Genomic DNA, 14,511 nt, shown 5'->3' with positions numbered 1-14,511 from the left:
AGGCAATATCAATATGATGCACGGCGACAGCAGGGTGATGGTGGTGGTGTGTTTGGAGACAGCCAGTTTACCAGCACCCTGTCTGTCAACTTCCACTTCCCCAAGATCCCGCGAAGAACCTCTTTTCTTTGCGGAATCTCCCCCATGTCTCGCGTCATCCTGCTCTGGAGCGGCGGCAAGGATGCCATGCAGGCCCTCTGCCATGCCCGCGCAGCGGGTCATCAGGTGGTGGCACTGGCCACCTTTGCCCCGCCCGAACCCCGCTTTCTGGCCCATCCCCTGTCGCAGGTGCGTCGGCAGGCGGCGGCTCTCGGTTTGCCCCATCTGCTGCTCACCATCGAAGCGCCGTTCGATCTCGGTTATGAAACGGCGCTGGCGGCATTGAAAGAGGAGTGGCGCCTGGATGGAGTGGTCACCGGCGATATCGACAGCGTGGGGGGCGCGCCGAACTGGATCCGCGAGCGCTGTCGCCCCCTGGGGCTCACCGTTCACACCCCGCTCTGGCAACAACCCCGCGAGGCGTTGCTGGCGGACATGCTGGCCCGCGGCATCGTCGCCCACCTCTCCTGCGTCGATACCCGGGTACTGGCCCCCGAGTGGGTGGGGCGCAGGCTCGATGCTGACACCCTCAGCGATCTGCAGCAACTGGCGGATCGGGATGGCTTCGATGCCTGCGGCGAGCAGGGGGAGTACCACACCATGGTGACTGACGGCCCCGGGTTTGCGGCGCCGCTGACGCTCGGCCACTGGCAGGTGGCGCGCCAGGAGCACCTCGCCTATCTGCAAGAGGACGAGGAATGACGTCTCACGAGGGCGGCACATAAAAAACGGGAGGCACTGGCCTCCCGTTTTGCTTGTCCTTAACGTTGACCTATTTGGCCAGCTTGCCCAGCACCCGCTTAAGCAGGCGGATGCGCGGCTCGATGCTGTCCAGCAGCAGGAATTCCGCCTCCGAGTGAAAGCCACCCCCCATGGGGCCGAAGCCATCCAGCGACGGCACACCCGCAGCGGCGGTGAAATTGGCATCGGAGCCGCCACCGGCCTCCAGCCAGGTGAAGGGGACGCCCTCCTCCCTGCCTGCCGCCTCCACCAGCGCCATCAGGGCCTCGGTGTCGCCGCTCGGGCGCATCGCGGGCTTGAAGCTCTGGCGCGCCACCTCGACCCGGCAACCGGCGAGGAAGGGGTTGTTGGCCATGAAGGTGAGCCGGTCGTGCACCGCCTGTGCCTCTTCGTTGCACCAGAAGCGCAGATCCACGATCGCCTCGGCAAAGTCGGGCACCACGTTGACGCCGGTCCCCCCCTGCACCACCCCCACGTTCATGGTGGTGCCGGTTTCCATGTTGACCTGCTGGTTGATGGTGAGCACCCAGTGGGCCAGCTCCGTGATGGCGGAGATCCCTTGTGCCAGGGCCGAGCCTGCGTGGGAGGCTTTGCCGTGGAAGGTGATGCGGTACTTGGCATTGCCCTTGCGGGCGCTGATGAGATCCCCGCTCGGGCGGGCCGCCTCGGCCACCAGCACGCAGCCGCTCTGTTTGGCTTTTTTCACCAGCCATTCTTTGGACCAGGGGGAACCAATCTCCTCGTCGCAGTTGCAGCAAACCAGCACCTTGAGCCTGGCCAGCACGGCCGGGTCCAGCTCTTTCAAGGCATACCAGGTAGAGAGCAGGCCGCTCTTCATGTCCGAGACGCCGGGGCCAAAGGCCTGATTGCCTTCGATTTTCAGCGGTCGCTTGGCCGCCGTCCCCTCGGGGAAGACGGTGTCCATGTGGCCCACCAGCATGACGTCGTAGTGATCCGCCCCCGGGGCATTGGTTGCCTCGAGGCAGGGGCCGCACTCGGCGGCGAACTGGTGGCGGGTCACCTGCCAGCCGATGGCCTCATATTTCTCGGTCATGATATCGGCGACCCGGGCCACCCCGGCCGGGGTGCGGGTGCCGCAGTCGAGGTTGATGAGCGGGGCGAGATCCGCCAGATAGGTATCGAGGGAGAACGGGCGCTTGAGATCGTTCATTGTCTTCTCCATGGAACAATCTGCGTAAAAGACAGACTGTTTTTGCAACGATAAGAGTGGGCGGGCACTCGGCGCCGCCTCGTCAACGGCGGTCGGCCAGCGTGGATCAACTGGCCGCCGCCTCTACACCAGAGCCTTTACATGAACAGCAGATAGTTGAGGAGCAGCGCCGTCACCAGGGCCCCCGCCATGGGCACGCTGGTGCGCTTGACCACCACGAAGGGAGAGACCTTGGCGATGCCCGCACAGGCGATGAGCACCGCCGCGATGGGGGAGACGGTGCGGCCGATGCTCGAGGTGAGCTGCATCGGCAGCAGCATGGTCACCGCCGGCACGCCAAACTTGGCTGCCACCGCGGGGGCCAGGGAGGAGAAACTGAGGAAGGCCGCGTTGCCCGAGCCCATGATGACCGCCGCCACCATGATGAGCCCCACCATCACCAGGGTCATCAGGCCGCTGCCGATGCCGGCATTGCTGGCCGAATGGAGCAGGGTGTCGATGGCGCCGATGGCCTTGAGGGATTCGGCGAAGAGCTCGGCACAGACGATGAGCGCCACCACGGGGCCGAACACCTTGCCCATGCCGTCGAGGAAGCTCGACAGCCCCGCGAAGGCGGTGCGCACCGAGCGGGTGCGCAGCAGCTCGCACAGCATGCCGATAAAGACCGACAGCAGCATGGCCACCTCCACGCTGACGCTGATGCTGGTCACCAGGAGCTTGGAGAAGGTCATCATCAGTACGAAGGGGATGATGGGCAGCAGGCCGTACCAGGTCGGCGCGGCCACCTCGTCCGCCCCTTTTTCGTCAAGCTCGGCGTGTTCGCCGCGATGCAGGGCCGGATCCCAGCCCTCCTGGCGGTCACAGTGCCGCTGCCAGAAGAAGTGCAGCACCATGGTCACCAGCAGCATGGGGACCACCAGCCAGATCTGGTAGTCGACGAAGTAGCTGGTGGGATCCATGCCGGATTGACCGGCGGAGAAGATGGCGTTGGTCTGGGTCGGGCCGATTTCGAACGCCTGGGAGGTGGCGATGACGCCGCAGGCGGAAGCCGGGCTGATGCCGAGGTTGCGCATCACCGGGTACATGGTGACCATCAACAACAGGCCAAGGCCGGTGGCGGAGGTGACGAACAGGGAGACGAAGACCGCCACCAGGTAGCAGATGGCCAGCATCAGGTAGCTGGACTGGATGCCCGCCACCGGTTTGACCGCCACCTGCACCAGGGCCTGGGAGGCGCCGATATGGGACATGTAGGTGGCAAAGCCCGCCACCGCCATGATGGTGAGGCCAAGGCCCGCCGCACGGTAGGAGAAGATCCCCTTGAACACCTCGAACAGGTCGAACAGGGCGAAGCCGGTGCTCTTGTCGGCGGGCAGAATAGGGTGCAATCCCAGCCAGTAGGCGACGGTGAAGAGGGCCATGCCCGCCAGCGCCAGCACCGCCTGCGGGTTGTAATCCTTGATGATGCCGTAGACCACGGCGATCAGCACGAGCAAGACGAAGACGAGTTCCAAGGTGCACTCCTGACAAGATTATCGAGAAGCGCAATCTAGTGGGGGATCTCCCCTTTCCTCTTGATCACCATCAATAAAGATGGAAAAAGCAAACGATTGTAGATTTTTATTCCGAAAATAAAACCAAAAACGACATTTAACATCACGAAACTGGATCTAGAATGCTCCCCAGGGTATCCCTGACCGACAACCGCCACTTTGTTTGCGTTGGATCAACATCCCGCCGGGGTGAACTGGCCAAGATGCCCGTCGACACAGAGCGACCATTTCGCACCGGAGAGAGTTATGACAAACCAAGCCACCGCAGGCACCCCGACCTGCGACTGCAAGCTGTGGGACATCCTCGTCGAGTCTGCAAAGGAACGCACCACCATTCGTTACTCCAAACTGGCCAGGCAGGCCGGGCTGGAGCAGTGCCAGGATGAACTGCGCACCCTGCTGCAACGCATCCGCATGTATTGCACCGAAAATCACCTGCCCATTCTCTCCGCCATCGTGATGGATGACGTGGGCAAATACGCCGGCCTCTCCTCCAGCCTGCCGGATGCCCCCTGGGAGCGGGCACGGGTCTTCGATCACGAGTGGACCACCCTGCACTGAGTGCCGCCCCCTGAATCCGGAACGCGCCCAGACCAGCAGGCGCGTTCTGGTTTTTGGCCCCCGCCGTCTCTTCCCCGGCCTCAGCGGCCCATCCGGCCAGGTGTGCTTCCCTGTGAGGCGCCCTGCCCCCTGTCATCCTATCCGGCTAGGTGTGCAGCATAAGGGCCTCCAGCCCCCGGTCTCCCCCTTTGATACCGCAGCGCATCCCGTCCCAGACCAGCGTGTGCTGGCGCGCGGCCCCCTCCCTTCTCCACTCAGCCTGACTGGTAAAACCAGCCCATCCGGCCATGAGCGTTGCCATGGGGAGACCACAATGCCAGAATCGGGCCCTTGCACGATTTCAGGGCCGCCGGCCCGCAGACAAAGGATCCCCCATGGCCACCACCCTCTATGGCATCAAGAACTGCGACACCATCAAGAAGGCCCGCAAGTGGCTGGAGGAGGCGGGTATCGATTACCGCTTTCACGATCACCGCGCCGACGGCCTGAGCCCGGAGCAGCTCGATCTCTGGCTCGCCAAGCTGGGCTGGGAAGCCCTGCTCAACACCCGTGGCACCACCTTCCGCGCCCTGCCGGAAGCAGAAAAACAGGGGCTCGACACCGCCAAGGTCCGTGACCTGCTGCTGGCCCACCCGGCCATGATCAAGCGCCCGCTGCTGGACCAGGACGGCACCCTGACCCTGGGCTTCAAGGCAGACCTCTATCAATCCCTCTTCTCCCGTTAACTTTTTCTGTTAAGGAACACCGATGTCGGACGTCATCACACTGGCCAAGGATCTGATCAGCCGCCCCTCCGTGACCCCCCTGGATGAAGGGTGCCAGACCCTGATGGCGGAGCGCCTCGCACGCCTGGGGTTCGTCATCGAACCCATGGTCTTTGAGGACACCACCAACCTCTGGGCACGCCGTGGCAGCGAGGGTCCCCTCTTCTGCTTCGCCGGCCACACCGACGTGGTACCCGCCGGCCCCCTGGAGAAGTGGGACACCCCGCCATTCGAGCCAACCATCAAGGACGGCATGCTCCATGGCCGGGGCGCCGCCGACATGAAGGGGTCTCTGGCCGCCATGGTGGTGGCGACCGAGCGCTTCGTGGCCGAGCACCCGGACCACAAGGGCTCCATCGCGTTTCTCATCACCTCGGATGAAGAGGGGCCCTTCATCAACGGCACGGTACGCGTCATCGACACCCTGGAGGCACGCAACGAGAAGATCCGCTGGTGCATCGTCGGCGAGCCCTCCTCCACCGCCCAGGTCGGGGACGTGGTGAAGAACGGTCGTCGCGGCTCCATCACCGGCGATCTGCTGGTGCGCGGGGTGCAGGGCCACGTCGCCTACCCCCATCTGGCGGACAACCCCATCCACAAGGCAGCCCCGGCGCTGGCGGAGCTCGCCGCCATCGAGTGGGACAAGGGCAACGCCTACTTCCCCCCCACCAGCTTCCAGATCGCCAACATCCAGGGCGGCACCGGCGCCTCCAACGTCATTCCGGGGGAGTTGCAGGTCCAGTTCAACTTCCGCTTCAGCACCGAGCTCACCGATGCGGCTATCCGCGAGCGGGTCGAGGCGCTGCTGACCCGTCACGGCCTGGACTTCGAGCTGAAGTGGACCCTCTCCGGCCAACCCTTCCTGACGGACACCGGCGCCCTGCTGGAAGCCACCGTCGCCGCCGTGGCGGCAGTGAACGGCCAGCAGCCGGCCCTGCTCACCACGGGGGGCACGTCCGATGGGCGCTTCATTGCTCCCACCGGGGCGGAAGTCATCGAGCTCGGCCCGGTCAACGCCACCATCCACAAGGTGAACGAGTGCGTGAAGGCGGACGATCTGGATCTGCTGGCGGACATGTACCAAGGGGTGCTGGCACGACTGCTGGCATGAGCGGTGCTCCGGACAAGAGAGACCAGACCATGAATCAGGATCAACTGCTTGGGCTGGATGAGAGCCACCTCATCCTGGTAGGGCGCGGCCCCCATCGTCTGACCGCCGCCACTGCGGCGGCCTTCAACGACATGCAGGTGGCTGCCGCCCATGCCGGTTTCAACCTGCAGGCGGCCTCCAGCTGGCGCGGCTTCGAGCGCCAGCTCGCCATCTGGAACGGCAAATGGCGCGGGGAGCGCCCTCTGCTGGATGCGCACAACCAGCCCCTCGATGCCCTGCAACTGGGCGAGACCGAGCGACTGCACGCCATCCTGCACTGGAGCGCCCTGCCCGGCACCAGCCGCCATCACTGGGGCACGGATCTCGACATCTACGATCCGGACTGCCTGCCCGCCGGCACCCGGCTCGCGCTGGAACCCTGGGAGTACGAGGCGGGCGGCTGGTTTGCCGATTTGCGCGAATGGCTGGACGATCACATGAACGACTTCGGCTTCTTCCTGCCCTATGCAAAAGGGGAGCAACCGGATCAGGGGGTGGCCTACGAGCCCTGGCACCTGAGCTTCGCGCCCGAATCCGACGGGCTGGCCCTGGATCCGGCGGCGCTGGCGCTTTGTCTGGAACGAGCGGATATTGAAGGCAAGGAGTGCATCCTGGCTCATCTCGACGAGATCCTGGCCCGCTATGTCACCCCGGCACACCACGAAAGGAGATTCTGATGAGCTTGTGGTTATGGATAGGCTTGCCGCTGCTGTTTCTGCTCGGCCTGTTTCTCAACGCCATCAAGGACATGAAGCAGCTCGAGAAACAGCTGCCCAAGTACAAGGACAAGATCCGGGAGGTCAAGGACGACGAGGACGACTGACCCCCTCGCAGGAGCCCGTCGGCGCTCCTGCACCCTTCCCGTCCACGGCATTTTTTCGCCCTCTGCCGCCCCCTGAGCCGGCCCTGAAAGCTCCCTCGATTGAACCCCTTTCCCAGCGCTTTCCCGCGCGGGTACTCCACCCTCGCCCTGCTTGAAAACCGCGCAACAAACGTAAAAAACTGCAAAACAATGCACAATTAAGCCACACAAAGGGGGGCAATCTGCATATAATGTGCCTGTTTTGCAGCCCGCCATAAGGAGTTCGCCATTGGATGCCACCACCGTCAACAGTTTCTTCTTCATCGGTGCCCTGTTGGTGGGTGCCAGTGTCCTGTTGAGCGCACTCTCCTCCAGAGTCGGCATCCCCATCCTGGTCATCTTCCTCGCCGTCGGCATGCTGGCGGGTGAGGATGGTCCCGGCGGCATCCACTTCGCCGACTACTCGGTCGCCTACCTGGTGGGCAACCTGGCACTGGCCATCATTCTGCTGGACGGCGGCATGCGCACCCGGGTCTCCTCCTTTCGGGTCGCGCTCTGGCCCGCGCTCTCGCTGGCCACGGTCGGGGTGGCCATCACCACCGGCCTCACGGGCCTCGCCGCCGCCTGGCTGTTCGACCTCAACCTGATGCAGGGGATGCTCATCGGTGCCATCGTCGGCTCCACCGATGCGGCGGCGGTATTCTCCCTGCTCGGCGGGCGCAGCCTCAACGAGCGGGTCAGCGCCACCCTGGAGATAGAATCGGGCAGCAACGATCCCATGGCGGTCTTTCTCACCGTCACCCTGATCGAGGTGCTGGCCACCGCCCAGCAGGGGCTGGATGCCGGCTTCCTGCTGCTGCAACTCGTCAAGCAGTTTGGTCTGGGCGCTGGCATCGGCCTTGCGGGGGGCTGGCTGCTGTGGAAGCTCATCAACAGTGCCAAGCTCGCCCCCGGTCTCTATCCCCTGCTCACCGTGAGCGGCGGCCTGCTCATCTTCGCCCTCACCACGGCGGTGGGGGGCAGCGGCATCCTCGCCATCTACCTCACCGGCCTGCTGCTTGGCAACCTCTCCCTGCGCAGCCGCAGCACCACCCTCTCCGTGCTGGACGGCCTGACCTGGCTCAGCCAGATCGGCATGTTCCTGGTGCTGGGGCTGCTCGCCTCTCCCCACAAGCTGCTGCCCATCGCCCTGCCGGCGCTGGCCCTGGCCATGTGGATGATCCTGTTTGCCCGTCCGGTGTCGGTCTGGATTGGACTGCTGCCGTTCAAGAACTTCGCGCCCCGCGAGCGCTGGTTCATCTCCTGGGTGGGGCTGCGCGGCGCCGTGCCCATCATCCTGGCGGTCTTCCCCATGATGGCGGGGCTGCCCAATGCCCAGCTCTACTTCAATGTCGCCTTCTTCGTGGTGCTGGTTTCGCTCATCCTGCAGGGCAGCTCGCTGCCGCTGGCATCAAAGCTGGCGCGAGTGGAGGTGCCCGCACCGCCCTCTCCCATCAACCGCTCTGGGCTGGAAATCGATCTCGACAGCCAGTGGGAGACCTTCGTCTATCGCCTGAGCGCCGAGAAGTGGTGCATCGGCTCCCCCTTGCGAGAGCTGCGCATGCCCCAGGGCACCCGCATCTGCGCCCTGTTCCGCGGCCAGGAGCTGCTCCACCCCTCGGGCAGTACCTGCCTGCAATCCGATGACATCCTCTGCGTCATCGGCCACGAGCACGACCTGCCCGCCCTCGGTCAGCTCTTCAGCCAGGCGCCGGAGCAGGATCTGGGCCCGCGCTTCTTCGGTGACTTCTTGCTGGAGGCCAACGCCAGGCTGGTGGATCTCGCCCCGCTCTACGGGCTGGATGTGAGCGAGGTGGCGGATCAGAGCCTCGGCGATTTTATTGCCCACCAGTTGGGCGATAATCTGGTGGTCGGTGACCATGTCGCCTGGCAGGGACTGCTCTGGACGGTGGCGGAAATGGAAGAGGGTGAACCCCGCAAGATAGGGGTGCGCTTCCTGGAAGAAGACCCCGTCTAGGCGCCGGCCATCGTAGCCCGCATTTGTGTGAGAAGGGAGTGAACCATGCCTTATCAAACCCTGTTGTCCGGTCTGTATCCTCCCTCGCCCAAGCTGGGCCTCATCGAGGGTTTCTTTGGCAAGGGCTGGAGCTGGGAAGCCCGTGCCCGCTACGCCCAGTGGCTGCCCCGCCACGGCTATGGCTTCTACCTCTACGCCCCCAAGGAAGACGGCTACCTGCGCAAGCACTGGGCCACCCCCTGGCCCGCCGACCAGCTTGAAGCCCTGTGCCAGCTCGCCCGCCAGTGCCGGGAGAACGGTCTGGCCTTCGGGGTGGGCCTGAGCCCCATGGGGGCCCATCACGACTATGCCCGCCAGCGACCCGCCCTGCTGGAGAAGGTGAGGCTCATCGAGGAGGCGCTCAAGCCCGATATCCTGGCGATCCTGTTTGACGACATGAAGGGGGACACCCCTGATCTCGCCCACTGGCAGCTCACCATCGCCCACGACATCGCGGCCCACACCGACGCAGGCCGCCTGCTGTTCTGCCCCAGCTACTACAGCACGGATCCGGTGCTGGAGAAGGTGTTTGGTGCCATGCCCCCCCACTATCTGCAGGATCTGGGTCAGGGGCTCGACAAGCGCATCGATGTCTTCTGGACCGGCCCCAAAGTCTGCTCCACCGAGTATCCGGCTGCCCACCTCAAACAGGCCGCCGACTGGCTCCATCGCAAGCCCTTCCTGTGGGACAACTATCCGGTCAATGACGGCAGCAAGGCGAGCAGCTTCCTGCACCTGCGCGCCTTCGAAAACCGTCCGGCAGAGCTGGCGGATCTCGTGAGCGGCCATGCGGTCAATCCCATGAAGCAGGCGGCCCTCTCGGCCCTGCCGCTCGCCACCCTGCCCATGAGCTACAAGCTCGGCAAGCAGTACGATCCTGACAAGGCGCTGCACGCCTCCCTCAACGCCACCTGCGGGCCGCAGATCTCCGCCATGATCCAGGCAGACCTGCCGCTCTTCCAGGACATCGGTCTGGCCCAGCTCACCCCCGAGCAGGTCATCCATCTCAAGAGCCGCTACCTGCCGTTCCAGGATCAGGCCTGCGTGAACGAGATCCTGCGCTGGCTGGCCGGGGAGTACGTGTTCGATCCGGACTGCCTGACCGACTGACCTCATGAGTCCATGAAAAGTGGGTTCATAAAAAAACGGGCCCATGTAAAAGGCCACCTCCCGGGCAGGGAGGTGGCCTTTTTGCATCATCTCTCTTCAGGTGCCCCATGGCGTCACATAGGGCGGCAGATTGAGCGGGTGTTTAACCGAAGGCCAGCCAGACCCCGACAAACAGCATGAGAGAGCCCGCGATCCGGTTCATCAGAGTGACATTGCCGCTCTTGGCGAGGAAATGGCGCAAGGTGCGGCCACCGCTGGCATAGAGCATCAGGCAGGAGAACTCGATGACCAGGATGAGCGCGACCAGGGCCCCTATCTGGGGTGCCATCGGCTTGGCCGCATTGATGAAGGGGGGCAGCAGGGAGACCATGAAGGCCCACCCCTTGGGGTTGGCGATGGCGGTCACGAAACCCTGCACGGCCAGTCCCATGGGGCTGGTCTGCTGACCCGCCGAGAGATCCGCCGGGATGGCCATCTTGCCCTTGGCCTGCCACATCTGGATGCCAAGCCAGACCAGGTAGGCGCCACCTACATATTTGAATGCAGAGAACAGGGCCGGGTAGTTGAGCATGACTGCCGCGACCCCGACCACCGACAACACGGAGACCAGGCCGACGCCGACAAGCTCCCCCCACATCATGTGCAGGGTACGGCGCACCCCCAGACTCATGCCCAGGGTCATCGCCAGGGTCATGCACATACCGGGGGTTACTGAGACAAAAAAGAACGTGGGAATAAAGAGCGCCAAGATGGCGGGATCAATCCAGTCGGACACACTACACCTCCAGGGTAACAAGCAGACGATCTTGCCTATCACACTCTTTTAACACAAGAAAAACCTTTTCATTCAGCAAGAATTCAGCATTAAAAACCCTGTGACAAGGATTGTCGCGCCTGTGTAAGATGCCGCCTCACTCCTCTTTCGGGTTAGGATCTTTCATGTCATTGAATAATCTGTCCATTCGTCTTCAAGTGCTTATCCCTCTCCTGCTCGCCAGCCTGTTGATGCTGCTGATGGCCGTGATCAGCAAACAGGAAATCGACGGTGCCATTCAGGACATGAATGAAACCACCGCCAGCGTCACCCGCCACAAGGACGACATTGCGGCCCTGATCCACGCCACCTACCGGCTGCGCACCAACGCCATCTACGGCCTGTACGATGAGGCCCTCTTCGCCCAGTTGCCGGCCCAGCTCTCCGCCGCCGAGCAGGAGATTGGCGCCATCCTGACCAGACTGGTTGTCACCGGTGCCGAGCAGGACAACCGTCAGGTCGCGGCCGCCCTGCTGGCCTACCTCGGCCATACCCGCAGCAGCATGCTGCCCCTGCTGACCGCCAAGTACCAAGGCAGTGGCGATCCCGCCGCCTATGAGCAGGCCCGCCTGCACTTTCGCGATCTGGGGGAGGCGCTCATCAAGCAGATCGATGCCATGTCCATCCACATCAATCAGCTGACCCAGACTGAGATTGCCGAGGAGCAGGCCCACTACCGCGCGACCCTGCTGCGCACCCTGCTGTTGATGGGGGGCACCCTGATAGCGGCCCTGCTGGGTGGCTGGTGGATCTCCGGGCGCATCGTGCAGCCCATCGGCCAGTTGCAGGAGGTGATGCACGCCGTCGCCCTCGGCCGCTTCAACGTGCGTGCCAATGCCGAAGGCAACAACGAGCTGGGCCAGCTCGCCAGGGATATCAACCGGACCCTGAGCCAGCTTGCCAACACCATCCAGACCCTGACCGGCATCAGTGGCAATGTGGCCTCCGCCGCCACCGAGCTTGCCGCTGTGATGACCCAGGCAGAGGTCAACGCCCAGCAGCAGCGCGGTGAGACCGAACAGGTGGCCTCCGCCGTCACCGAGCTGGCCAGCACCGCCGACAACGTCAACCACAACGCCGCCCTGGCCGACGAGCTGGCCCGGGATGCCAACAGTCGGGTCGAGCAGGGGCTGGCCCTGTTTGCCGAAAGCATCGAGGCCAACGGCCGCATGGCGGGCAGTCTGGAGAACGCCGCGACTGTGGTGGCCAAGCTCAAGTCCCAGTCCGAGCAGATCGGCAAGGTGATCGAAGTCATTCAGAGCATTTCGGAGCAGACCAACCTGCTGGCCCTCAACGCCGCCATCGAGGCGGCCCGCGCCGGTGAAAGCGGCCGCGGCTTTGCGGTGGTGGCCGACGAAGTGCGCCTGCTGGCCGCCCGTACCCAGGACTCCACCAAGGAGATCCAGGCCATCATCGAACAGTTGCAGAGCCAGTCCCTCTCCGCCAACAGCGGCGTGCAGCAGACCCTGGAGATCCTCGGCCACAACCAGCAGCTCTCCGCCGAGGTACAGGCCTTGCTGGGGGGCATCACGGACGCGGTCAACCAGATCAACGGTGCCAACGCCCAGGTGGCGACCGCGGCAGAACAACAATCCTGCGTCACCGCCGACATCAGCCGCAACCTCACCAACATCCACGAGATCGTGAACCAGAACGCCGCCGGCATCAGCCAGAGTGCCGCCGCCAGTCACGAACTGTCACAGCTCGCCGAGCAGCAGCGCAGGCAGCTCGCCCAGTTCCAGCTCTGATCCCGAGAGGGTCTCTTCGATACCGCGGGGCCCGGCGCTGGCCCCGCACTTGCCCCTCCCCCTTCACGCCTCCTGTTTAAAACGGGTTTTTGCCATCAAGGTGTCATTGGGGGCTGGGCTGCATTCGCAAATGTGGGTATGGTAGAGGCACGTCACTCCCCCTCATCGAGAGATCATCATGAGCCTGAAGTTCAAGAAACCCGCTTTTATCACGCTCGGCCTCATCGCCCTGCTCTCCGCACTCTGGCTCGATTTCTATCTGCCGGAACACACCATCGCCACCATCACCGGGGTGGAGGTGAAGCGCACCGACAAGGATGGCCCCATCAGCCAGAAGAACCCGGCTGACGGCCCCACCACCGACGTCTATTACATCTACACCGAGCGCCCCGGCGAGAAGATCCGGGTGTTTCGCAATGAAGACACCGAATGGGGCTGGCCCTTCTACTTCAAGTTCAACGCCGCCGACGTCCAGGCCAAGGCCAAGTCCATGGAGTTCGAAAAACGCCTGGCCATCATCACCTCCTACGGCTGGCGCGTGAACATGTTCTCCATGTTCCCCAACGTCACCAAGATCGCGAGCACCGAGCCCGATGCCTCCACCTGGAGCTTCTTCCGCTGGTTCTGGTTCGGTGTCTGGGCCCTGGTGATGGGCAAGGCGGCCATCGCCACCTGGCGCTACTTCGATCGCCTCGAGGACGAGATATGAGCGAGCCGAGTAAGACCCGCACCAGCTTCTATCGCCGGCTCTACGTGGCTCACCTCATCAGTCAGGGCACGGACACCGTGCCCGCCATCATGGAGGCGACCGGCATGCCGCGCCGCACCGCCCAGGACACCCTCAGCGCCCTGGCTGAGCTCGACATCCAGTGCGCCTTCGAGCAGACCGAGGGGGCTCGCCATCTGCAGGGGCACTACCGCATCAGTGACTGGGGGCCCATCAATCCGGCCTGGATTGCCGCGCAGCTTCCCGCTATCAGGCAGACCCTGGGGTATCCCTGACACCCCGGACCCGGGTCAGCTCCCATAGAGAAGGGGCCAGCCTTGCGGCTGGCCCCTTTCTTGTCTGGCCTGATATCCCGTTGCCCTCCCCCGGACTCACTCCCCTTCGCCGAAAGACTCTTCCGGCAGCGGCTCCGCCGACTCACCCCGGGTGCAGTCGATGATGGAGCGCTTGGGATTGTTGGGGTCGCGCAGCAACAGGGGGGCCATCCCCTCGTCATGCAGCCTCTCGTCGGAAAATTCGCTGCCATAGGCGTTATGTGTCAGCCTGCGGGCATTGGCGATGGGGGTATCCACGAAGAGGGCATGTACCTCGAAGGTGGAGGCCGGCACCAGGAAACCGACGATGGGCAGGCCGTGCAGCTCCTGATGGACCTTGTACCAGGCAAAGCCCTCGCTCACCTTGTCAGGGGTATACATGGCGAGCTGCGGATTGGCCGGGCGCCCGGTCTCGATGTCGAGATGAAGGGTGTCCAGCTCGCAGGTCGCCAGCCCCTGCCACATCTTCTCGAACGGGGTCGCACAACCCGTCAGTTGCATGCATGTCAGCAGCGCCAACGTCCCTTTCCACATTCCCAACCCCTTATCCGATGTCCAGGATGTCAACCAAATGAGCGCAGTCGCTGCACCAGCAACTCGATGAAACCGACCCTGTCGAGCCCCAGCAGCACCAGGGCATTGGCCGGTTTGCCGGTCAGGTCGTAGCGATCCACCACCGTCATGCCCAGGGTATGGGTTCCGCCGGTTTCGATATCGACCCGGCACTCCACCCCGTGAAACAGGGAGGGCGCCAGCAGCCAGGCGATGGTACAGGGGTCACATGTACAGGATCTTTAGCTACAACCAATTGAAATAGATAGAAAAAAGGCTTCGTTTGTGATCTGATTTAATCGCAAAAAAAAACCGACACGCCCGAAGCCATGACTATTATCAATGCAAC

The 14,511-nt window shown here is 63.6% G+C and carries 15 protein-coding genes and 1 pseudogene; 11 read left to right on the top strand and 5 right to left on the bottom strand.

Features of this window, described 5'->3' with window-relative positions; translation table 11 throughout:
• Window positions 1-144: 144 nt before the first annotated feature.
• A complete protein-coding gene (locus ACNPAA_RS19160) occupies window positions 145-801 on the top strand; it encodes an adenine nucleotide alpha hydrolase (RefSeq protein WP_257710224.1) in 657 nt (218 codons plus the stop codon).
• 70 nt (window positions 802-871) lie between these two features.
• On the opposite strand, the gene ACNPAA_RS19155 is transcribed toward ACNPAA_RS19160, so the two are convergent.
• Window positions 872-2,011, bottom strand: a complete 1,140-nt coding sequence (locus ACNPAA_RS19155; protein ID WP_417891952.1) for a M20 family metallopeptidase — start codon at window positions 2,009-2,011, stop codon at window positions 872-874.
• Between the two features lie 137 nt (window positions 2,012-2,148).
• Window positions 2,149-3,525: a C4-dicarboxylate transporter DcuC gene (gene dcuC / locus ACNPAA_RS19150; RefSeq protein WP_161469803.1), complete on the bottom strand. Its 1,377-nt coding sequence runs from the start codon at window positions 3,523-3,525 to the stop codon at window positions 2,149-2,151.
• Between the two features lie 285 nt (window positions 3,526-3,810).
• Between dcuC and ACNPAA_RS19145 the strand changes: the two genes are divergently transcribed.
• From ACNPAA_RS19145 to ACNPAA_RS19115, 7 genes are all read left to right on the top strand, one after another.
• Entirely contained in the window at window positions 3,811-4,125 is a 315-nt protein-coding gene (locus ACNPAA_RS19145) for a hypothetical protein (RefSeq protein WP_010674057.1), read from the top strand.
• Between the two features lie 374 nt (window positions 4,126-4,499).
• Window positions 4,500-4,850 (top strand): ArsC family reductase, encoded by a 351-nt coding sequence (locus tag ACNPAA_RS19140; protein ID WP_069652812.1) that lies wholly within the window; start codon window positions 4,500-4,502, stop codon window positions 4,848-4,850.
• Between the two features lie 22 nt (window positions 4,851-4,872).
• Window positions 4,873-6,000: a succinyl-diaminopimelate desuccinylase gene (gene dapE / locus ACNPAA_RS19135; protein ID WP_039039875.1), complete on the top strand. Its 1,128-nt coding sequence runs from the start codon at window positions 4,873-4,875 to the stop codon at window positions 5,998-6,000.
• Window positions 6,001-6,029: 29 nt separating this feature from the next.
• Window positions 6,030-6,716 carry a M15 family metallopeptidase gene (locus ACNPAA_RS19130; protein ID WP_029314223.1) on the top strand — a complete coding sequence of 229 codons (687 nt, stop codon included), beginning with the start codon at window positions 6,030-6,032 and terminating at the stop codon, window positions 6,714-6,716.
• On the top strand, window positions 6,716-6,862 hold the full coding sequence (locus tag ACNPAA_RS19125; protein ID WP_010674048.1) for a hypothetical protein: 147 nt from the start codon (window positions 6,716-6,718) through the stop codon (window positions 6,860-6,862). The genes ACNPAA_RS19130 and ACNPAA_RS19125 overlap by 1 nt, the downstream gene beginning before the upstream one ends.
• 268 nt (window positions 6,863-7,130) lie before the next feature.
• Entirely contained in the window at window positions 7,131-8,858 is a 1,728-nt protein-coding gene (locus ACNPAA_RS19120) for a potassium/proton antiporter (RefSeq protein WP_010674047.1), read from the top strand.
• A gap of 45 nt (window positions 8,859-8,903) precedes the next feature.
• Window positions 8,904-10,007, top strand: coding sequence for a beta-N-acetylglucosaminidase domain-containing protein (locus tag ACNPAA_RS19115; RefSeq protein WP_102948164.1), 1,104 nt, complete (start codon window positions 8,904-8,906; stop codon window positions 10,005-10,007).
• 142 nt (window positions 10,008-10,149) lie between these two features.
• Here the strand turns inward: ACNPAA_RS19115 and ACNPAA_RS19110 are convergent, their stop codons facing one another.
• Window positions 10,150-10,782, bottom strand: a complete 633-nt coding sequence (locus ACNPAA_RS19110) for a LysE family translocator (protein WP_039039878.1) — start codon at window positions 10,780-10,782, stop codon at window positions 10,150-10,152.
• Between the two features lie 164 nt (window positions 10,783-10,946).
• Here ACNPAA_RS19110 and ACNPAA_RS19105 point away from each other — a divergent pair, with 164 nt between their 5' ends.
• The 3 genes from ACNPAA_RS19105 (at window position 10,947) to ACNPAA_RS19095 (ending at window position 13,571) form a co-directional block, all read left to right on the top strand.
• Entirely contained in the window at window positions 10,947-12,569 is a 1,623-nt protein-coding gene (locus ACNPAA_RS19105; RefSeq protein WP_102948163.1) for a methyl-accepting chemotaxis protein, read from the top strand.
• 178 nt (window positions 12,570-12,747) lie between these two features.
• Entirely contained in the window at window positions 12,748-13,278 is a 531-nt protein-coding gene (locus ACNPAA_RS19100) for a DUF1523 family protein (RefSeq protein ID WP_039039880.1), read from the top strand.
• Entirely contained in the window at window positions 13,275-13,571 is a 297-nt protein-coding gene (locus tag ACNPAA_RS19095; protein ID WP_128313897.1) for a winged helix-turn-helix domain-containing protein, read from the top strand. The genes ACNPAA_RS19100 and ACNPAA_RS19095 overlap by 4 nt, the downstream gene beginning before the upstream one ends.
• Window positions 13,572-13,667: 96 nt before the next feature.
• On the opposite strand, the gene ACNPAA_RS19090 is transcribed toward ACNPAA_RS19095, so the two are convergent.
• Window positions 13,668-14,144 (bottom strand): hypothetical protein, encoded by a 477-nt coding sequence (locus tag ACNPAA_RS19090; RefSeq protein ID WP_029314217.1) that lies wholly within the window; start codon window positions 14,142-14,144, stop codon window positions 13,668-13,670.
• Window positions 14,145-14,173: 29 nt separating this feature from the next.
• A pseudogene (locus tag ACNPAA_RS19085) lies at window positions 14,174-14,389 on the bottom strand (nucleoside hydrolase); the annotation flags it as partial.
• Window positions 14,390-14,511 lie beyond the last annotated feature (122 nt).

It is taken from the genome of Aeromonas sp. PS2Canimalfood6 (assembly GCF_048276795.1).
Taxonomy (GTDB): Bacteria; Pseudomonadota; Gammaproteobacteria; order Enterobacterales; family Aeromonadaceae; genus Aeromonas; species Aeromonas caviae.
This window is presented reverse-complemented; position numbering and strand designations above follow the sequence as displayed.